The organism is Streptomyces sp. NPDC051041 (assembly GCF_044456065.1).
Classification (GTDB): domain Bacteria; phylum Actinomycetota; class Actinomycetes; order Streptomycetales; family Streptomycetaceae; genus Streptomyces; species Streptomyces glaucus.
The window spans coordinates 469,194-488,980 of sequence record NZ_JBITFM010000001.1; the positions used below are offsets into that span (position 1 = coordinate 469,194).

The window sequence follows — 19,787 nt, forward strand, 5'->3', positions numbered from 1 at the left end:
CGTCCGCGGTACGGGGACGTGCGCGGTCAGCTCCGGGCGTCCTCCGGGATCGTCACCAGCCAGCGGCTGCCGGGGCGGGGGCGCAGGTACAGGGCCCAGTAGAGGGTGGCCGCGGCCGTGATGCCGCCGGTCAGCAGCAGGTGGCCCGTCTCCTGCCGGCTCAGGACGTAGGCGAGCACCCCGATCAGCAGCACCGGCGTCGCGGGCCACAGGGGCATCCGCCAGGCGCGGGCCTGCCGGTGGGCGCCGCGCCGGGCGAGCAGGGCGGCGACCGCGACCAGCAGGTACATGCCGGTGACGGAGACGCCCGTGACGCCGTACAGGGTGTCCAGGTCCACGAAGCACAGGGCCGCGCCCGGCACGCCCACGGCGAGCGTGGAGACCCACGGGGAGCCGAACCGGCCGAGCCGGGAGAAGAGGGCGTTGACCGGCTCGGGCCAGGCCTTGTCGCGGGCCGAGGCGAACAGCACGCGCGAGTTCTGGATGACCATGACGATGCCCGCGTTGACGATCGCCAGGGCCACGCAGAGGCTGACGAAGGCGCCGACGGCGGAGCCGGACCAGGCGGTGACCATGCCGCTCAGGTCGCCGGCGGTCAGCTCCTCGACGCTGGACGCCCCCAGGGTGAGGGCGACGACCGGGACCAGGATGATCACGGTGGAGACGGCGAGGGTGGCCAGGACCGTGCGGGCGACGTCGGTGCGCGGGTTCCGCAGTTCCTCGGAGAGGTAGACGGCGGTGGAGAAGCCCTGGGTGACGAAGAGGGCGATGGCGAGCCCGGAGACCACCAGCAGGGCCGTCACGGGGTCCGTGCCGCCGCCCGTCCCGGCCACCTGCATCGAGACCAGGCTGCCGGGGCCGCGCTCGGCGTGGGCGAAGCCGAGCACCGCCACGACGGCCGCCGCGACGACCTCCAGGACCAGGAAGACGCCGGTGATCCAGGCGTTGGCGCGCAGGTCGAGCAGGCCGGCGAGGGTGGCGAGCAGCATCACCGAGGCGCCCGCGACGGCGGGGTCGAGGTGCACGACCGGCGCCAGGTAGTCGGCCGTGCCCATCGCGATCACCGGCGGGACGATCACGACGACCAGCAGGGACAGGACGAAGACCAGCCAGCCCGCCAGCCGCCCGGCCAGCGTCGACACCATGGCGTACTCGCCGCCCGCGCTGGGGACGAGGGTGCCCAGCTCCGCGTAGCAGAACGCGACGGCGACGCAGAGCAGCGAGCCGACGGCGATCGTCAGGGCGGTGGCGGTGCCGAGCGTGCCGAACAGGTCGGGGACGACCACGAAGAGGGTGGAGGCGGGGGTCACGCACGACAGCGTCAGCAGGGTGCCGCCGACGACCCCGATGGAACGTCTGAGCTTGCGGGAACCGTCCGGGGCCGGCGGGACTGGGGTCTCGGCAGGGCGGAGCGTGTCGGTCATGCGGCGGTTCCGATCGACTCGTGCGGCAGGAGATGACGGCCGGGAGCGCTATCGCCTCCGGTGGATCAGGTCGTACGGGTGGGGTCCGCTCCCGGTTGCGGAGAATGGAATCCGACGGAAACCGTGACGTCAATGGGTGTTCTTCTACGGAATTCGTTGCGCTCAAGCTGTCTTAGTGGCCATTCGGACACAACGAGGCACCAGGGAGGCCGTCGTGCCCCCCTGCGGGAACCGCAGGGCCGGCCCGCAGAAAAAGGGGCCGTCCGCATGGCGGACGGCCCCAGGGGTGCTGCCGGGGGTCAGTGGTTGCGCGGGAACCCGAGGTCGACGCCCGCCGGGGCCTCGGACGGGTCCGGCCAGCGGGAGGTGACGACCTTGCCGCGGGTGTAGAAGTGCGTGCCGTCGTTGCCGTAGACGTGGTGGTCGCCGAAGAGGGAGTCCTTCCAGCCGCCGAAGGAGTGGTAGCCGACCGGGACCGGGATCGGCACGTTCACGCCGACCATGCCGGCCTCGACCTCCAGCTGGAAGCGGCGGGCCGCGCCGCCGTCCCGGGTGAAGATCGCGGTGCCGTTGCCGAACGGGGAGGCGTTGACGAGGGCGACGCCCTCCTCGTAGGTGTCGACCCGCAGCACGCACAGCACCGGGCCGAAGATCTCGTCCTGGTAGGCCTTGGCGCTGGTCGGCACCTTGTCGAGCAGCGAGACGCCGATCCAGTGGCCGTCCTCGTAGCCCTCGACGGTGTAGCCGGTGCCGTCCAGGACGACCTCGGCGCCCTCGGCCGCCGCGTTCGCCACGTACGAGGCCACCTTGTCGCGGTGGGCCTTGGTGATCAGCGGGCCCATCTCGCTCGCCGGGTCGTCGCCGGGACCGATCTTGATCTTCTCGGCGCGCTCGCGGATCTTCTCCACCAGCGTGTCGCCGATCGCGCCGACCGCGACGACGGCCGAGACGGCCATGCAGCGCTCGCCCGCGGAGCCGTAGGCGGCCGAGACGGCGGCGTCGGCGGCCGCGTCGAGGTCGGCGTCGGGGAGGACCAGCATGTGGTTCTTGGCGCCGCCGAGGGCCTGGACGCGCTTGCCGTTCGCGGAGGCGGTGGCGTGGACGTACCGGGCGATCGGGGTGGAGCCGACGAAGGAGACGGCCTTGACGTCGGGGTGGGCGAGCAGGCGGTCCACGGCCACCTTGTCGCCGTGGACGACGTTGAACACCCCGTCCGGCAGGCCCGCCTCGGCCAGCAGTTCGGCCAGGCGGACGGAGGCCGACGGGTCCTTCTCGCTCGGCTTCAGCACGAAGGTGTTGCCGCACGCGATGGCGATCGGGAACATCCACATCGGCACCATCGCCGGGAAGTTGAACGGCGTGATGCCGGCGACCACGCCCAGCGGCTGGCGGATCGCGGCGACGTCGACCCGGCTGGCGACCTGCGTGGACAGCTCGCCCTTGAGCTGCACGGGGATGCCGCACGCCAGGTCGACGATCTCCAGGCCGCGCGCCACCTCGCCGAGGGCGTCGGAGTGCACCTTGCCGTGCTCGGCGGTGATCAGCTCCGCGAGCTCGTCGCGGTGCGCGTCGAGCAGCGCGCGGAACCTGAACAGGATGGACGTGCGCTGCGCCAGGGACGACTGCCCCCAGGCCGCGTACGCCTCCTTGGCCGCCGCGACCGCCGCGTCCACCTCCTCGACGGAGGCGAACGCCACCTTCGCGGTGACCGCGCCGGTCGCCGGGTCCGTCACCGGGCCGTAGGTGCCCGAGGCGCCTTCGGCGGTCCGCCCGCCGATCCAGTGGTGGACGATCTTCGTCATGACCGAGAACTCCTTCGCAGAGGGCGGCGTCGGGTCGCCACGCGCCGTTCGTACAGCTCACCCGCCTCGACCGCCGACGGTCCCGTCGCGGTCTCGGCCCCGGGTCCATCCCACCAGTCCCGCCCCGCGGGCGCGCCCGACACAGTGTCTGCGGTTCGGGCCCCGGCGTAGACACCTGTGGGAGCGCCGGCGGCCCGCGCCCCGGCGGAAACGGCCCGCGCGGTTCCGGCGGGGGCGCCCGGACGGCGTACCGGCCGGGCGCGACCGGCGGAGCAGCCGTCCGGCCGGGCGTACGCCTCGGCCCGCGCGGCCCGGGGCGGCACGGACGCCCGCCACCGGGCGCCCTCGGACGTACGGACCTCCGGCGCGGGGCCGCGGCGGGCGGGGAGTCGTCGCTCGCACTTCGCTCCTGCCAGGGCGAAGAGGACTCCCGCGCCGGAGGCGCTCTCGGGCCGGGCCCTGCGGCCCGGCGGGTGCGGGGACACGCCGGTCACGGGAGCGCCTTCACCGCGGTCCCCCGGCGGCGCCCGCGGCGGCCCCGCCACCGTCCGCCGGACACAGCGGCGACCGGCCGGCCGGCCGGTCCCGGACGGCGGGCGGCCGCAGGGCGCCGCGCCGCTTCCCGCGTCCCCTCGGCATCGTCACCGGCTTCCCCTCGCGTCGGCTCCTCCCGGCTTTGTAGTCCCGGCGCGAAGCCCTGTCAACGTTTTGTCCGGACATTCGGACGAGATCTAGACGGCGGCGTCCGGGGAGCCGCAGGACGCGGGCGCGGGGGCCGCGGAGGCTGCCACCGCGCGCCACCCTTCCCCGCGTCACCCTTCCCTCCCGCGCCACCCGCGACCCCGCGCCTGTCAACGCGCCACGCCCGGTGCCGGCGCCCGCCTGTGCGTCATCTGTGTCACAAACTCCCCCCTTATGTCACACATGTCGCACGGAGGTGGGCCTTCCGTCACACCCGCGCACGGCCCCTGTCCCGCTCCCGCTCCGCGTCGTTCACCGGGCACAGGCTTGTTGATCACCAGCGCAGCGCCCGGCTCCCCCGGACGGCCGTCCCCCGGCCGCCGCCGCGGCGCGCGCAGGGAGGGGCACCTCGTGACCGACCGAAGGCTCTGGACCTACAAGGACATCGCCGCCCACATCCGGGTCCAGCCGGACACCGTGCGCTCGTACCGCAAGCACGGCCTGCTGCCTCCGCCCGACCTGGTGGAGGGCGGCAGGCCCTACTGGTACGCCGAGACGATCCGGGCGTGGGTGGCGTCCCGCCCGGGCAACCGGAACCGCCGGGGGGACTGACCGCCGGGTTCCGCCGCCCCGCCGCGGCACGTCCGCGGGGGCGGACCGGTCAGCTCCACGGTTCGACGACCGTCACGCCCGCCCCCGGCGCGGTTCCCATCGCGGCCAGCGCGGCCGGGACCGCGTCCAGCGCGATCCTGGACGTCACCAGCAGGTCGGGCCGCAGCACGCCCGCCCGGACCAGTTCCAGCATCGGCGGATAGGTGTGCGCGGCCATGCCGTGGCTGCCGAGGAGTTCCAGCTCCAGGGCGATGGCGCGGGCCATCGGGACGGGCGTCGTCCCGGCCGGCGAGGGCAGCAGCCCCACCTGGACGTGGCGGCCGCGGCGCCGCAGGCCGTTCACGGACGCGGCGCAGGTGGCGGGCGAGCCGAGGGCGTCGAGGGAGAGATGGGCGCCGCCGCCGGTCAGTTCGCGGACCGCCGCCGCGGTGTCCCGCGTGCGCGAGGCGTCCACGCACTCCGCCGCCCCGAACCTCCGCGCCAGGTCCAGCGCCCCGGCGGACACGTCGACGGCGACGACCCGCGCGCCCGATGCGGCCGCGATCATCACCGCCGACAGGCCCACCCCGCCGCAGCCGTGCACCGCGACCCACTCCCCCGCCGCCACCCGGCCCTGCTGCACCACCGCCCGGAACGCCGTGGCGAACCGGCAGCCCAGCGAGGCCGCCGTCGGGAACGACATGCCGTCGGGCACGGCGACGAGGTTGACGTCGGCGTGGTCGAGCGCCACGTACTGGGCGAAGGAACCCCAGTGGGTGAAGCCCGGCTGGGTCTGCCGCTCGCACACCTGCTGGTCGCCCGCCGCGCAGGCGGGGCAGCCGCCGCAGGCGCAGACGAAGGGCACGGTGACCCGGTCGCCGGGCCGCCAGCCGCTCACCCCGGCGCCGGTCTCCTCGACGATCCCGGCGAGTTCATGACCGGGCACGTGCGGCAGCGCGACGTCCGGGTCGTGCCCCTGCCATCCGTGCCAGTCGCTCCGGCACAGCCCGCTCGCCTCGACCCGCACCACGACCCCGTGCTCGGCGGGGCGGGGGTCCGGCACGTCCCGCACCTCGGCCGGCTCTCCGTACCGCTCGAACACGACCGCGCGCATCGTCGACTCCACCTTCCGGGCCGTCATGGTCTCCGGGGGAACGCTAGCCCGGCGGCCGGGCCCGCGGTCGGCCGAGGGGTGCGTTCGGCGACGGCGGGCCGGGAAGGGCCGGGGGTCCCCCGGAGGGAGGCGGGCGCCGGGGGCGCGGGCCGGCCGTGCTCCGGGCCGAGGGCGCCGCCCGCGGTCCGCCGTCCCGGAGCGTCGGGCGCGAGGCGTGCGCCCGGGAACCGGAGAACGTCCTCGTGCGCCGCCCCGGGCCACTGGCCGCCGCCCGGCCGGGTACCCGCACCGGCACCACCGCCCCGTCGGACCCCTCCTGGATTAATACCCCCTAGGGGTATATCCTGAGGAACGGAGGGAGGGACCCGCCGGTCCCCCCTCGACCCCACCCGCCTCGACGAGGAGCAACGACATGACCACCCAGACCGACACCCCGGGTTCCGTCACCACCGTCTACCGGGTGAGCGGGATGAGCTGCGGGCACTGCGAGGGCGCCGTCTCCGGCGAGATCTCCCGGATCCCCGGCGTCAGCTCGGTGAAGGCCGTCGCCTCGACCGGCGAGGTCACCGTCGTGTCCGAGGCCCCGCTCGACGAGGAGGCCGTGCGCGCCGCCGTCGACGAGGCCGGTTTCGAACTCGCCGGCCAGGCCTGACCCCCCACCCCACGAGCCCTCCGCACGGGCCGCGCGGACCCGCACCGGCCCGCGCGGCCCGGCCCGTCGCCCGGAGCCCGCACCCATGACCAGCACCACCACAGACACCCCCACGGACACCGCGCCGGCGCTCTCCGAGGTCGAACTGCTCATCGGCGGGATGACCTGCGCCTCCTGCGCGGCCCGCGTCGAGAAGAAGCTCAACCGCATGGACGGCGTCACCGCCACGGTGAACTACGCGACGGAGAAGGCCCGGATCACCCATCCCGCGGGCATCCGGGTCGCCGACCTGATCGCCACCGTGGAGAGGACCGGCTACACCGCCCGGGAACCCGTCCGCGCGGAGGACGCCCCCCGGCAGGACGGCGGGGAGGACGCCCGGACGGCCACCGCGGACGACCCCGAGCTGTCCGCCCTGCGCCGGCGCCTCATCGTCTCCGCCCTCCTCGCCGCCCCCGTCGTGCTGCTCGCGATGGTCCCGGCGCTGCAGTTCGACAACTGGCAGTGGCTCTCGCTCACCCTCGCCGCGCCGGTCGTCGTCTGGGGCGGACTGCCCTTCCACCGGGCCGCCTGGACGAACGCCCGGCACGGCGCGGCCACCATGGACACACTGGTCTCGATCGGCACCCTGGCCGCGTTCGGCTGGTCCCTGTGGGCGCTGTTCCTCGGCCACGCGGGCATGCCCGGCATGCGGCACCCCTTCGAGCTGACCGTCTCCCGCACGGACGGCGCCTCGACGATCTACCTGGAGGTCGCCGCCGGCGTCACCGCCTTCATCCTGCTGGGCCGCTACCTGGAGGCCCGCTCCAAGCGGCGCGCGGGAGCCGCGCTCAGGGCGCTGATGGAACTGGGCGCCAAGGACGTGGCGGTGCTGCGGGACGGCCGCGAGGTGCGGATACCGGCGGACCGGCTGGCCGTCGGCGACCGGTTCGTCGTACGGCCCGGCGAGAAGATCGCCACCGACGGCACCGTCGTCGAGGGCGCCTCCGCCGTGGACGTCTCCATGCTGACCGGCGAGTCCGTCCCGGTGGACGTGACCGTCGGCGACCCGGTCACCGGCGCCACCGTCAACACGGCCGGCCGGCTGGTCGTCGAGGCCACCCGGGTGGGCGCCGGCACCCGGCTCGCGCGGATGGCGAAGCTCGTGGAGGACGCCCAGAACGGCAAGGCCGAGGTGCAGCGGCTCGCCGACCGGATCGCCGGGGTCTTCGTGCCGGCGGTGCTGCTGATCGCGGTCGCCACCTTCGGGGTCTGGCTCGCCACCGCCGGCGACACCGTCGCCGCGTTCACCGCCGCCGTCGCCGTGCTGATCATCGCCTGCCCGTGCGCGCTGGGGCTGGCCACGCCGACCGCGCTGCTGGTCGGCACCGGGCGCGGCGCCCAGCTCGGCATCCTGATCAAGGGCCCGGAGGTGCTGGAGTCCACCCGGCGCGTCGACACGGTCGTCCTGGACAAGACCGGCACCGTCACCACCGGACGCATGACCCTGCACGAGGTGTACGCCGCCCACGGCACCGACGAGAAGCAGGTGCTGCGGCTCGCGGGCGCCGTCGAGCACGCCTCCGAGCACCCCGTCGCCCGGGCGGTCGCCGCCGGCGCCGCGGAGCAGGCCGGCCCGCTGCCGGCCGCCGAGGACTTCGAGAACGTGCCCGGGCGGGGCGCACGCGCGCGCGTGGCGGGCCACCGGGTGGCCGTGGGGCGGCTCGCCGAGAACGCCGACCTCCCCGAGGAACTGGCCTGGGCCAAGGAAGAGGCCGAGAGGGCCGGCCGCACGGCCGTCGTGGTCGGCTGGGACGGCGCGGCGCGGGGAGTCCTCGCCGTCGCGGACGCGGTGAAGGAGACCAGCGCCGAGGCGGTGCGCGAGCTGCGCGCGCTGGGACTCGCACCGGTGCTGCTGACCGGGGACAACCGGACGGTGGCCGAGGCGGTGGCGCACGCCGTGGGCATCGACCAGGTGATCGCGGAGGTCCTGCCCGAGGACAAGGTCGACGTCGTACGGCGGCTGCAGGCCGAGGGGCGGTGCGTCGCCATGGTCGGCGACGGCGTCAACGACGCCGCCGCGCTGGCCACCGCCGATCTGGGCCTGGCGATGGGCACGGGCACGGACGCGGCGATCGAGGCGGGCGACCTGACGCTGGTGCGCGGGGACCTGCGGGTGGCCGCGGACGCCATCCGGCTGTCCCGCAGGACCCTCGCGACGATCAAGGGCAACCTCGTGTGGGCCTTCGGCTACAACGTCGCCGCCCTGCCGCTGGCCGCCGCGGGGCTGCTGAACCCGATGATCGCGGGGGCCACGATGGCCTTCTCGTCGGTGTTCGTGGTGACGAACAGCCTCCGGCTGCGGGCGTTCCGCTGAGGTCGCGAAGCCCGACCCCCCCCTGGAGTCCGGCAGGAGCCTCACATAAGCTCTTCACAAGACTCACGCATCGTCCTTACGCTTGAGCCCCGTTCGCCGTATCGGGGTTCTTGCGCATCTAACGGACATTTGCAAGAGACGCAGATCACAGTGATGCGAACGTAACCATCGAAGGGGCTCGAAGGTCTAAGTTGGCGATGTCGGGCAGCGTCTTGGGGGGCGCTTCCTGGCATCTGGGGATGTCTTGGGGGACTTCCTCAGTCGGAGGTACCTCCCTGCTCGCACGTGGGTGAGAGCTCGGGGGAGCGTTGCCGGGACACGTGCACCGGGAAGCTTTGAGCGGCCCTCCCGGGCGTGCGCTGTCCCGGCAGACCGCACAACCGCACAGGTGGGGCGAGTTTTGCTCGTTCTGCTCGCACAGCACAGCGATTCAGGCGCTGTCCTCACAGACGCCCGGCCGGATCCCGTGGGGGGAATCCGCACCGGGACATGGGAAGGCGCCCTGGCCGCCGGCCCGTGGGGGGACCGGCGCACCGGGGCGCCTTCTGCTGTGTCCGCCCGCACCCGGATCCCCGCACACGCACGGGACCTCCGGCACGCGCATACGCACTCCGGCCGTACCCGGCGGGCTCCCGCACGCGCACGCGGCTCGCCGGCCGCGCGGACCCCGGCGCGCGCACGGGCCTCCGCACGCGGCCCTGGACCGGCGTCCCGGGAACCCCGGACACGCGCACGGGGCGCCCGCGGGGCCGGTCACGGCCGTGCCGACAGGGCCCGCGCGCACGAGGACGCCCGCAGGCCCCCGCACGGCCTCCACGACCCGTACGGCCGCACGGCGAGGCCCCGCACCGGCGGATCGGTGCGGGGCCCGGAAAGCGTCGGTCAGCGCTCCTCGACGGGAACGAAGTCGCGCTCGACCACGCCCGTGTAGATCTGGCGCGGACGGCCGATGCGGGAGCCCGGCTCCTTGATCATCTCCTGCCACTGGGCGATCCAGCCCGGCAGGCGGCCGAGGGCGAACAGGACCGTGAACATCTCGGTCGGGAAGCCCATGGCCCGGTAGATCAGACCGGTGTAGAAGTCGACGTTCGGGTAGAGCTTGCGCTCGGTGAAGTAGTCGTCGGAGAGCGCGTGCTCCTCCAGCTTCAGCGCGATGTCCAGCAGTTCGTCGGACTTGCCGAGGGCGGACAGCACGTCGTGCGCGGCAGCCTTGATGATCTTGGCGCGCGGGTCGAAGTTCTTGTAGACCCGGTGGCCGAAGCCCATCAGGCGGACGCCGTCCTCCTTGTTCTTCACCTTGCGGATGAAGGAGTCGACGTCGCCGCCGGCGTCGCGGATGCCCTCCAGCATCTCCAGCACGGACTGGTTGGCGCCGCCGTGCAGCGGGCCCCACAGGGCGTTGATGCCGGCGGAGATCGAGGCGAACATGTTCGCCTGCGAGGAGCCGACCAGGCGGACCGTGGAGGTCGAACAGTTCTGCTCGTGGTCCGCGTGCAGGATCAGCAGCTTGTCCAGCGCGGAGACCACGATCGGGTCGAGCTCGTACTCCTGCGCGGGGACCGAGAAGGTCATGCGGAGGAAGTTCTCGACGTAGCCGAGGTCGTTGCGCGGGTAGACGAACGGGTGGCCGATCGACTTCTTGTACGCGTACGCCGCGATCGTCGGGAGCTTGGCGAGCAGACGGATGGTCGAGAGGTAGCGCTGCTCCTCGTCGAACGGGTTGTGGCTGTCCTGGTAGAACGTCGACAGCGCCGAGACGACCGAGGACAGCATGGCCATCGGGTGGGCGTCGCGCGGGAAGCCCTTGTAGAAGTTCTTGACGTCCTCGTGCAGCAGGGTGTGCTGCGTGATGTCGTTGCGGAACGCGGTGAGCTGGTCGACGGTCGGCAGCTCGCCGTTGATCAGCAGGTAGGCGACCTCCAGGAAGGTGGAGCGCTCCGCCAGCTGCTCGATCGGGTAGCCGCGGTACCGGAGGATGCCCGCCTCACCGTCCAGGTAGGTGATCGCGGATTTGTAGGCGGCGGTGTTGCCGTAGCCGCTGTCCAGCGTCACCAGACCGGTCTGGGCGCGGAGCTTGCCGATGTCGAAGCCCTTGTCGCCGACGGTACTGTCGATCACCGGGTAGGTGTACTCGTTGCCGTCGTACCGCAGTACTACAGAGTTGTCGCTCACGTCTTCCCTCACCGACGTTGTGCCTCATCTTCGAGGTGCCCTGACTGTCTCTACCTTCCCCCAACCGGCTCAGGAGAGTGCACTCGGGGTCGACCATCGGGCCTAGTGGCGGCACTCAGTGCCGTCAACTTGCCCATCCTGCCCCCTCCGCCCCCCTTCGGGAAGGGCTCTGTGACCTTCGCGACTCATTTGATCGATCATTTTTCGTGGTGCCGGTCCGGAGAGGCCGCGGGCCCCGTCCCCGCGGGCGCGTGCGGTCCTCGGGGTCCGGCTCCCGCGGCCTCAGCCCTCAAGGGGGCGGGGGGAGAGCCGGAAGTCCAGTGCCGTGCAGCGCCGGCCCGCCGACACGGTGCGCACCGCCTGTCCGATCGCCTTGCGCGAACCGACGAGGACGACCAGCTTCTTGGCCCGGGTGACCGCCGTGTAGAGCAGGTTGCGCTGGAGCATCATCCAGGCGCCCGTGGTGACCGGGATGACGACCGCCGGATACTCGCTGCCCTGGGAGCGGTGGATGGTCACCGCGTACGCGTGGGCCAGTTCGTCCAGTTCGTCGAATTCGTACGGAACCTCCTCGTCCTCGTCCGTCAGCACCGTCAGGCGCTGGTCGACCGGGTCGAGCGAAGTGACCACGCCCACGGTGCCGTTGAAGACGCCGTTCTCGCCCTTCTCGTAATTGTTGCGGATCTGGGTGACCTTGTCCCCGACGCGGAAGACCCGGCCGCCGAACCGCTTCTCGGGCAGGTCGGGACGGGCGGGGGTGATGGCCTGCTGGAGCAGGCCGTTCAGGGTGCCGGCGCCCGCGGGACCCCGGTGCATGGGGGCCAGGACCTGCACGTCGCGGCGCGGGTCGAGGCCGAACCGGGCCGGGATGCGGCGGGCCGCCACGTCCACGGTGAGCCGGCCGGCCGCCTCCGTGTCGTCCTCGACGAAGAGGAAGAAGTCCTTCATGCCGTCGGTGACGGGGTGCTGCCCGGCGTTGATGCGGTGCGCGTTGGTCACCACCCCGGACTGCTGGGCCTGGCGGAAGACCCGGGTGAGGCGCACGGCGGGCACCGGGCCGCCGTCGGCCAGGAGGTCCCTGAGCACCTCCCCCGCGCCGACGCTGGGCAGCTGGTCCACGTCCCCGACGAAGAGCAGGTGGGCGCCCGGGGGCACGGCCTTGACCAGCTTGTTGGCGAGCAGCAGGTCCAGCATGGAGGCCTCGTCGACCACCACCAGGTCGGCGTCCAGCGGCCGGTCCCGGTCGTAGGCGGCGTCGCCGCCGGGCTTGAGCTCCAGCAGGCGGTGCACGGTGGAGGCCTCGGCGCCGGTGAGCTCGGCGAGGCGCTTGGCGGCGCGGCCGGTGGGGGCGGCGAGCACCACCTTCGCCTTCTTGGCGCGGGCCAGCTCCACGATCGAGCGGACCGTGAAGGACTTGCCGCAACCGGGGCCGCCGGTCAGCACGGCGACCTTCTCGGTGAGCGCCAGCCTGACGGCCGCCTCCTGCTCGGGCGCCAGATCGGCCCCCGTCCGCCCCTTGAGCCAGCCCAGTGCCTTGTCCCAGTCGACTTGGCGGAAGGCGGGCATCCGGTCCTCGTCCGTGCGCAGCAGGCGCAGCAGCTGGGCGGAGAGGGACAGCTCGGCCCGGTGGAAGGGGACCAGGTAGACGGCCGTCACCGGCTCGCCGCCGTCCGGACCGGGCACCCGCTCCCGTACGACACCGGGGTCCCCGCCGTCCTCCGGGGGCTCCGCCAGCTCCGCGAGGCAGTCGATGACCAGGCCGGTGTCGACCTGGAGCAGCTTGACCGCGTCCTTGATCAGCTGCTCCTCGGGCAGGAAGCAGTGGCCCTGGTCGGCGGACTGGGACAGGGCGTACTGCAGACCGGCCTTGACCCGGTCCGGGCTGTCGTGCGGGATGCCGACGGACTGCGCGATGCGGTCGGCGGTGAGGAAGCCGATGCCCCAGACGTCGGCGGCGAGCCGGTACGGCTGGTTCTTCACGACGGAGATGGAGGCGTCGCCGTACTTCTTGTAGATCCGCACGGCGATCGACGTGGACACCTCGACGGTCTGGAGGAAGAGCATGACCTCCTTGATCGCCTTCTGCTCCTCCCAGGCGTCGGCGATCTTCTTCGTCCGCTTCGGGCCGAGGCCGGGGACCTCGACGAGCCGCTCCGGCTCCTCCTCGATGATCTTCAGGGTGTCCAGGCCGAAGTGCTGCGTGATGCGGTCGGCGAAGACCGGGCCGATGCCCTTGACCAGGCCCGAGCCGAGGTAGCGGCGGATGCCCTGGATCGTGGCCGGCAGCACGGTCGTGTAGTTCTCGACGTGGAACTGCTTGCCGTACTGCGGGTGCGAGCCCCAGCGGCCCTCCATCCGCAGCGACTCCCCCACCTGGGCGCCGAGCAGCGCGCCGACCACCGTGAGCAGGTCGCCGGCGCCTCTGCCGGTGTCGACGCGGGCGACGGTGTACCCGTTCTCCTCGTTGGCGTACGTGATGCGCTCCAGGACGCCTTCGAGGACGGCGAGCCGTCGTTCGCCGGGGGCGGCTGCGGACTGGTTGGACATGGGTCCGACGGTACCGGGGGGCTGTGACAGGGCCGGCCCCGCGGGCCCGGCCGCGGTCCCCGGTGCGCGGTCCGGGCGGCCCGGCGCCCGGTCCCGCGCCCTCCGCGGCGCCCGGACGGCGAAGAACGCCGGGACGGAGGCCGTGCCGTCCGGCGTCCGACGGGTCGGGGCGGACCCGGCCGGCGCCGTGCCGTACCCGGTGAGGGCGACCCGCGCCGGGGGTCCGTGCGCCTACGAGGCCAACCGCTCCTGCGCGTGCCGGCCGGCTCCGGCCGGCGCGAGGGCGTCCGGCTCCGGCCGGCTGATCTCGGCCCACACCGCGTCGAGGGAGAGGCCGAGGACGTCGGCGATCGCCGCGATGGTCGGGAAGGCGGGGGTGGCCACGCGGCCCGTCTCGATCTTCCGGAGGGTCTCCGGCGAGACATGGGCGGCGAGCGCGACGTCGAGCATCGAGCGCTCCCCCCTGGCCCGTCGCAGGAGGGCGCCGAGGCGCTGTCCGCGTTCCACTTCGGCGGGGGTGAGCGGCAGTCTGACCATGGTCCCGATTCTAATACCGGTACAGTAGGAACGGTATTTTTATTGGACGCGCGAAGAGGGCCGCCACATGATCGAGATCCTGAACCCCGCCCTGCTGGCCCGGGCGAGAGACACCGGCGCCCTGGTCGCCGACATCCTGCACACGCTGAAGGACCGCAGCGCGGTCGGCACCAACCTGCTGGACATCGACCGGTGGGCCAAGGCCATGATCGTCGAGGCCGGGGCAACCTCCTGCTACGTCGACTACGCGCCGTCCTTCGGACGCGGCCCGTTCGGCCACTACATCTGCACGGCCGTCAACGACGCCGTGCTCCACGGGCGGCCGTACGACTACCCGCTCGCCGACGGCGACCTGCTGACCCTCGACCTCGCCGTCTCCAGGGGCGGAGTCGCCGCCGACGCCGCCATCAGCTTCATCGTGGGCGACGCCAGGCCCCCGGAGAGCGTCGCGCTGATCAGCGCGACCGAACGCGCGCTGGCCGCGGGGATCGCCGCCGCCGGTCCCGGGGCCCGCATCGGCGACGTCTCCCACGCCATCGGCACCGTGCTCGGCGAGGCGGGGTACCCGATCAACACCGAGTTCGGAGGCCACGGCATCGGATCGACGATGCACCAGGACCCGCACGTCCCGAACACCGGGCGGCCGGGCCGCGGTTACCGGCTGCGCCCCGGGCTGCTGCTGGCGCTGGAGCCGTGGGTCATGGCGGACACCGCCCGACTCGTCACCGACGCCGACGGATGGACGCTCCGCAGCGCCACGGGCTGCCGGACGGCCCACAGCGAGCACACCATCGCCATCACCGAGGACGGGGCCGAGATCCTCACCCTGCCGAAGGGGGCGCGGAGCGAGCAGGCGCTGCGGGGCGCGGTGATCTGACCGGCGCGGCCCCTTCGGACGGAACACGTCGCGGCCGGGGTCCCGCCACGGCCCGGGCGCCCCGGCGTCCGCGGCGGACGCGGGCCTGCGGCGGACGCCGCGGAACGACTTTGGCGGCGCCGCGTCCGGGCCGGGCGTGGCGCCGGTCCCCGGCGGCCGGGTCCGCGTGGCGGTGGCGGGCCGGGCCGAGCGGCGCCATGACGCCTGCCAGGTGGCCGGTCGTGCGCGCCTTTGGCGGATCACGGCGTGTCACGCCACCGACCGCGTGATCTCGCCACGGTCACGATTGAGTTTCGGCCACTCCGGGGTCTTGTCACGCACCCGTGTAATCGTTTCCAATCCTCCGTGTAATCGATTCCACGAGGAGGTGGAAACGGCGATGGCGAGCATCAAGGACGTCGCCGCCGCGGCGGGGGTCTCCGTCGCGACGGTGTCGCGCGCCCTGAACGGTCATCCGTCGGTCAGCGCCGCCGCGCGGGCGCGGGTGCTGACCGCCGTCGAGGAGCTGGGGTACCGGCCGAACGCCGTCGCCCGGTCGCTGCGCACCGACACCACCCGCACCCTCGGGCTGGTCATCAGCGACGTCATGAACCCCTACTTCACCGAGCTGGCCCGGTCCGTGGAGGAAGAGGCCCGCGCGCTCGGGTACAGCGTGATCATCGGCAACGCCGACGAGCGGCCCGACCTGCAGGACCACCACGTCACGACGCTGCTGGACCGGCGGATCGACGGGCTGCTGGTCTCCCCCACCGACGGCGGCTCGCCGCGGATGCTGGAGGCCGCGCGGGCCGGGACGCCGATGGTGTTCGTGGACCGGTGGATCCCGGGCGTCGACGTGCCGGTGGTGCGGTCGGACGGACGGGCGGCCGTGCGGGACCTCGTGGCGCATCTGCACGGGCTCGGGCACCGGCGGCTGGCGATCATCGCCGGGCCGGCGGCGACCACGACCGGGCGGGAACGCGTGGACGCCTTCCGGGAGGCGCTCGGCGAGTTCGGGCTGGAGCTGCCCGCCGCCTACACCGGGCAGGGCGACTTCCAGGCGGCCAGCGGGCGCCGGGTCACCGAGGGCTTCCTCGACCTGCCCGAGCCGCCCGAGGTCGTCTTCGCCGCCGACAACCTGATGGCGCTCGGCGCCCTGGACGCCGTCCGCGCGCGCGGACTGCGGGTGCCCGAGGACCTCGCCCTGGCCGCGTTCGACGACATCCCCTGGTTCGTGCACACCGACCCGCCCGTCACCGCCGTCGCCCAGCCCACGGGCGAGCTGGGACGCGCCGCCGTGCGCGCCCTGGTCGACCGGATCGAGGGCCGGACGGCCGAGTCCGTCACCCTGCCCGCCCGGCTCGTCGTCCGCCGCTCGTGCGGCGAGCCGGAACCCCCGCAGTCCCCCTCCCCCGTACGAAGGAGTACGACGTGAGCAACCCGGACGAGTTGCTGCGCATCGAGGGCATCCGCAAGACCTTCCCCGGCGTGGTCGCGCTCGACGGCGTCGACTTCGACCTGCGCCGGGGCGAGGTGCACGTGCTGCTCGGCGAGAACGGCGCGGGCAAGAGCACCCTCATCAAGATGCTGTCGGGCGCCTACACGCCCGACGCCGGACGGATCCTGGTCGGCGGCGAGGAGGTGCGCATCGACGGTGCGCAAGCCTCCGAGCGGCTCGGGATCGCCACCATCTACCAGGAGTTCAACCTGGTCCCCGAGCTGACGGTCGCCGAGAACATCTTCCTGGGGCGGCAGCCGCGCCGGCTGGGGATGATCGACCGCAGGAGGATGGACGCCGACGCCGAGGTGCTGCTGAAGCGCGTCGGGGTGGACGTCTCCCCGCGGGCGCGGGTGCGCGACCTCGGCATCGCGCGGCTGCAGATGGTCGAGATCGCCAAGGCGCTCAGCCTGGACGCGCGGGTGCTCATCATGGACGAGCCGACCGCCGTGCTGACCTCCGAGGAGGTCGAGAAGCTGTTCGCGATCGTGCGGCGGCTGCGCGAGGACGGGGTGGGCGTCGTCTTCATCACCCACCACCTGGAGGAGATCGCCGCTCTCGGCGACCGCGTCACCGTCATCCGGGACGGTCGCAGCGTCGGGCAGGTGCCCGCCTCGACGCCCCAGGACGAACTGGTACGGCTCATGGTCGGGCGGTCCATCGAGCAGCAGTACCCGCGCGAGCGCGCGAAGGCCGGTGAGGCGCTGCTCAGGGTCGAGGGGCTGACCCGGGACGGCGTCTTCCACGACGTGGGCTTCGAGGTGCGGGCCGGTGAGGTCGTCGGCATCGCGGGGCTGGTCGGGGCCGGGCGGACGGAGGTCGTCCGGGCCGTGTTCGGGGCCGACCCGTACGACACCGGGGCCGTGCACGTCGGCGGCGAGCGGCTGCGCGGTCACGACGTGAACGCCGCCATGGCGGCCGGCATCGGGTTCGTGCCCGAGGACCGCAAGGGGCAGGGGCTGATCCTCGACGCCTCCGTCGAGGAGAACCTCGGCCTGGTCACCCTCCGGTCCGCCTCCCGCGCGGGGCTCGTCGACCTCAGGGGGCAGCGCGAGGCGGCGGCCCGGATCGCCGGACAGCTCGGCGTGCGGATGGCGGGCCTGGGCCAGCACGTGCGGACGCTCTCCGGCGGCAACCAGCAGAAGGTCGTCATCGGCAAGTGGCTGCTGGCCGACACGAAGGTGCTGATCCTCGACGAGCCGACCCGCGGCATCGACGTCGGCGCGAAGGTCGAGATCTACCAGCTGATCAACGAACTGACGGCCGCGGGCGCCGCCGTGCTCATGATCTCCAGCGACCTGCCCGAGGTGCTCGGCATGAGCGACCGGGTGGTCGTCATGGCGCAGGGGCGCGTCGCGGGCGAACTGGCCGCCGAGGAGGCCACCCAGGACGCCGTGATGGCACTCGCCGTCAGCACTCCCCACAGCAACGGAACGGAGGCCCCCGGTGGCCACTGACACGCTCAAGAGCAAGCCGGGCGCGCGCGGCGGCGCCTCGGGCGGCCTGCGCCGCCTGCTCCTGGACAACGGCGCGCTGACCGCGCTCATCGTCCTGGTCGTCGCCATGTCGGCGCTGTCCGGGGACTTCCTGACCGCCGACAACCTCCTCAACGTCGGCGTCCAGGCCGCCGTGACCGCGATCCTCGCCTTCGGCGTCACCTTCGTCATCGTCTCCGCGGGCATCGACCTGTCGGTCGGCTCGGTCGCCGCGCTGTCCGCGACCGTGCTGGCGTGGAGCGCGACCGAGGCCGGGATACCGGTCGTCCCGGCGGTCCTCCTCGCCCTCGCGACGGGCATCGCCTGCGGCCTGGTCAACGGCTTTCTGGTCTCGTACGGCAAGCTGCCGTCGTTCATCGCGACGCTCGCCATGCTGTCGGTGGCGCGCGGCCTGTCCCTGGTGATCTCGCAGGGCTCCCCGATCGCCTTCCCCGACTCCGTCTCGCACCTCGGGGACACCCTCGGCGGCTGGCTGCCGGTGCCGGTCCTGGTGATGATCGTCATGGGGCTGGCCACGGCGTTCGTCCTGGGCCGGACCTACATCGGCCGCTCCATGTACGCCATCGGCGGCAACGAGGAGGCCGCGCGGCTGTCGGGCCTGCGGGTGAAGCGGCAGAAGCTCGCCATCTACGCCTTCTCCGGCCTGTTCGCCGCCGTCGCGGGCATCGTGCTCGCCTCCCGGCTGTCCTCCGCGCAGCCGCAGGCCGCGCAGGGCTACGAACTGGACGCGATCGCCGCGGTCGTCATCGGCGGCGCCTCCCTGGCGGGCGGCACCGGCAAGGCGTCGGGCACGCTGATCGGCGCGCTGATCCTGGCGGTGCTGCGCAACGGGCTCAACCTGCTGTCCGTGTCCGCGTTCTGGCAGCAGGTCGTCATCGGTGTCGTCATCGCGCTGGCGGTGCTGTTCGACACCCTGCGGCGCAAGGCGGGCGCGACCACCCCGGCGGCCGGCGCGTCCGGCGGCGGGCACCGGGGCAGGCAGGCACTCACGTACGTCCTCGCGGCCGTCGTCGCCGTCGCGGTGGTCGGCGCGACCTCGCTGCTGCACAGCGGTGCCTCGGCGAGCGGGACGCAGCGGATCGGCCTGTCGCTGTCGACGCTCAACAACCCGTTCTTCGTGCAGATCCGGGCCGGGGCCGAGGAGGAGGCGAAGAAGCTGGGCGTCGACCTGACGGTCACCGACGCGCAGAACGACGCCTCCCAGCAGGCCAACCAGCTGCAGAACTTCACCAGCGGCTCGCTGTCCTCGGTCATCGTCAACCCGGTGGACTCCGACGCGGCCGGCCCCGCGGTGCGCGGCGCGAACAAGGCCGGCATTCCCGTCATCGCCGTGGACCGCGGCGTCAACAAGGCGGACACGGCCGCGCTGGTCGCCTCCGACAACGTCGAGGGCGGCGCGCTGGGCGCCAGGGCGCTCGCCGAGAAGCTCGGCGGCAAGGGCAGGATCGTGATCCTGCAGGGCCAGGCCGGCACCTCCGCCAGCCGCGAGCGCGGCGCGGGCTTCGCCGAGGGGCTGAAGGACTACCCGGGCATCGAGGTCGTCGCCGAGCAGCCCGCGGACTTCGACCGCACCAAGGGCCTGGACGTGATGACGAACCTGCTCCAGGCGCACCCCGACATCGACGGTGTCTTCGCCGAGAACGACGAGATGGCGCTCGGCGCGATCAAGGCGCTGGGCGCGAAGGCCGGAAAGTCGGTGCAGGTCGTCGGCTTCGACGGCACGCCGGACGGGCTGAAGGCGGTCGAGGCGGGCACGCTGTACGCCTCCGTCGCGCAGCAGCCGTCGGAACTCGGCAGGATCGCGGTGCGGAACGCGCTGCGCGCCGCCGACGGCGAGAAGGTGGAGAGCACGGTGAAGGTGCCGGTGAAGGTGGTCACCCGGGAGAACGTGGCCGGCTTCGAGGGCTGACGCCGGACGCGGGGACGCGGAGGCACCCGGGGCGGGGGGGGGGGGGGGGGCCCCCCCCCCCCCCCCCCTTCTCTTTTATTGACTACCCGGAAAAAAAGGGGGGCACCCCCGGGGAGCCCCGGGCCGGGGGGGCGGTAGTGTAGAAACACAAC

At 73.3% G+C, this 19,787-nt stretch carries 13 protein-coding genes; 7 read left to right on the plus strand and 6 right to left on the minus strand.

What is annotated here, in order from left to right:
• Nucleotides 1-26: 26 nt before the first annotated feature.
• Complete coding sequence (locus ACIBAI_RS02040; RefSeq protein ID WP_399030482.1) at nucleotides 27-1,424, minus strand: APC family permease; 1,398 nt, start codon at nucleotides 1,422-1,424, stop codon at nucleotides 27-29.
• 299 nt (nucleotides 1,425-1,723) lie between these two features.
• A complete protein-coding gene (mmsA, locus tag ACIBAI_RS02045) occupies nucleotides 1,724-3,226 on the minus strand; it encodes a CoA-acylating methylmalonate-semialdehyde dehydrogenase (protein ID WP_399030484.1) in 1,503 nt (500 codons plus the stop codon).
• A 1,092-nt stretch (nucleotides 3,227-4,318) separates the two neighbouring features.
• Between mmsA and ACIBAI_RS02050 the strand changes: the two genes are divergently transcribed.
• Nucleotides 4,319-4,519 (plus strand): helix-turn-helix transcriptional regulator, encoded by a 201-nt coding sequence (locus ACIBAI_RS02050; RefSeq protein ID WP_399030485.1) that lies wholly within the window; start codon nucleotides 4,319-4,321, stop codon nucleotides 4,517-4,519.
• Between the two features lie 49 nt (nucleotides 4,520-4,568).
• Here the strand turns inward: ACIBAI_RS02050 and ACIBAI_RS02055 are convergent, their stop codons facing one another.
• Entirely contained in the window at nucleotides 4,569-5,612 is a 1,044-nt protein-coding gene (locus ACIBAI_RS02055; RefSeq protein ID WP_399030720.1) for a zinc-dependent alcohol dehydrogenase family protein, read from the minus strand.
• A gap of 412 nt (nucleotides 5,613-6,024) precedes the next feature.
• On the opposite strand from ACIBAI_RS02055, the gene ACIBAI_RS02060 reads away from it, so the two are divergent.
• Together ACIBAI_RS02060 and ACIBAI_RS02065 are read left to right on the plus strand one after the other, a co-directional pair.
• On the plus strand, nucleotides 6,025-6,264 hold the full coding sequence (locus ACIBAI_RS02060) for a heavy-metal-associated domain-containing protein (RefSeq protein ID WP_344599410.1): 240 nt from the start codon (nucleotides 6,025-6,027) through the stop codon (nucleotides 6,262-6,264).
• An 85-nt stretch (nucleotides 6,265-6,349) separates the two neighbouring features.
• The gene (locus ACIBAI_RS02065; RefSeq protein ID WP_399030486.1) at nucleotides 6,350-8,620 is read left to right on the plus strand and encodes a heavy metal translocating P-type ATPase; all 2,271 of its coding nucleotides are present in this window, start codon (nucleotides 6,350-6,352) and stop codon (nucleotides 8,618-8,620) included.
• An 882-nt stretch (nucleotides 8,621-9,502) separates the two neighbouring features.
• On the opposite strand, the gene ACIBAI_RS02070 is transcribed toward ACIBAI_RS02065, so the two are convergent.
• From ACIBAI_RS02070 to ACIBAI_RS02080, 3 genes are all read right to left on the minus strand, one after another.
• Nucleotides 9,503-10,792, minus strand: coding sequence for a citrate synthase (locus tag ACIBAI_RS02070; protein ID WP_399030488.1), 1,290 nt, complete (start codon nucleotides 10,790-10,792; stop codon nucleotides 9,503-9,505).
• Between the two features lie 282 nt (nucleotides 10,793-11,074).
• Complete coding sequence (locus tag ACIBAI_RS02075; protein WP_399030489.1) at nucleotides 11,075-13,339, minus strand: ATP-dependent RecD-like DNA helicase; 2,265 nt, start codon at nucleotides 13,337-13,339, stop codon at nucleotides 11,075-11,077.
• Nucleotides 13,340-13,570: 231 nt separating this feature from the next.
• Nucleotides 13,571-13,876 (minus strand): helix-turn-helix domain-containing protein, encoded by a 306-nt coding sequence (locus ACIBAI_RS02080; protein WP_399030490.1) that lies wholly within the window; start codon nucleotides 13,874-13,876, stop codon nucleotides 13,571-13,573.
• A 67-nt stretch (nucleotides 13,877-13,943) separates the two neighbouring features.
• Between ACIBAI_RS02080 and map the strand changes: the two genes are divergently transcribed.
• From map to ACIBAI_RS02100, 4 genes are all read left to right on the plus strand, one after another.
• Nucleotides 13,944-14,753, plus strand: a complete 810-nt coding sequence (gene map / locus ACIBAI_RS02085; protein ID WP_399030491.1) for a type I methionyl aminopeptidase — start codon at nucleotides 13,944-13,946, stop codon at nucleotides 14,751-14,753.
• A gap of 379 nt (nucleotides 14,754-15,132) precedes the next feature.
• Nucleotides 15,133-16,167 (plus strand): LacI family DNA-binding transcriptional regulator, encoded by a 1,035-nt coding sequence (locus ACIBAI_RS02090; RefSeq protein ID WP_399030493.1) that lies wholly within the window; start codon nucleotides 15,133-15,135, stop codon nucleotides 16,165-16,167.
• Nucleotides 16,164-17,687 (plus strand): sugar ABC transporter ATP-binding protein, encoded by a 1,524-nt coding sequence (locus tag ACIBAI_RS02095; RefSeq protein WP_399030494.1) that lies wholly within the window; start codon nucleotides 16,164-16,166, stop codon nucleotides 17,685-17,687. The genes ACIBAI_RS02090 and ACIBAI_RS02095 overlap by 4 nt, the downstream gene beginning before the upstream one ends.
• A complete protein-coding gene (locus tag ACIBAI_RS02100; protein ID WP_399030495.1) occupies nucleotides 17,677-19,635 on the plus strand; it encodes a substrate-binding domain-containing protein in 1,959 nt (652 codons plus the stop codon). The genes ACIBAI_RS02095 and ACIBAI_RS02100 overlap by 11 nt, the downstream gene beginning before the upstream one ends.
• The last annotated feature ends 152 nt before the right edge of the window (nucleotides 19,636-19,787 follow it).

Bases quoted from the DNA above. Each gene is read 5' to 3' on its own strand.
- ACIBAI_RS02040 (WP_399030482.1), bottom strand. From the start codon at position 1,424: ATGACCGACACGCTCCGCCCTGCCGAGACCCCAGTCCCGCCGGCCCCG.
- ACIBAI_RS02060 (WP_344599410.1), top strand. From the start codon at position 6,025: ATGACCACCCAGACCGACACCCCGGGTTCCGTCACCACCGTCTACCGG.
- map (WP_399030491.1), top strand. From the start codon at position 13,944: ATGATCGAGATCCTGAACCCCGCCCTGCTGGCCCGGGCGAGAGACACC.
- ACIBAI_RS02075 (WP_399030489.1), bottom strand. From the start codon at position 13,339: ATGTCCAACCAGTCCGCAGCCGCCCCCGGCGAACGACGGCTCGCCGTC.
- ACIBAI_RS02055 (WP_399030720.1), bottom strand. From the start codon at position 5,612: ATGCGCGCGGTCGTGTTCGAGCGGTACGGAGAGCCGGCCGAGGTGCGG.
- ACIBAI_RS02090 (WP_399030493.1), top strand. From the start codon at position 15,133: ATGGCGAGCATCAAGGACGTCGCCGCCGCGGCGGGGGTCTCCGTCGCG.
- mmsA (WP_399030484.1), bottom strand. From the start codon at position 3,226: ATGACGAAGATCGTCCACCACTGGATCGGCGGGCGGACCGCCGAAGGC.
- ACIBAI_RS02080 (WP_399030490.1), bottom strand. From the start codon at position 13,876: ATGGTCAGACTGCCGCTCACCCCCGCCGAAGTGGAACGCGGACAGCGC.
- ACIBAI_RS02065 (WP_399030486.1), top strand. From the start codon at position 6,350: ATGACCAGCACCACCACAGACACCCCCACGGACACCGCGCCGGCGCTC.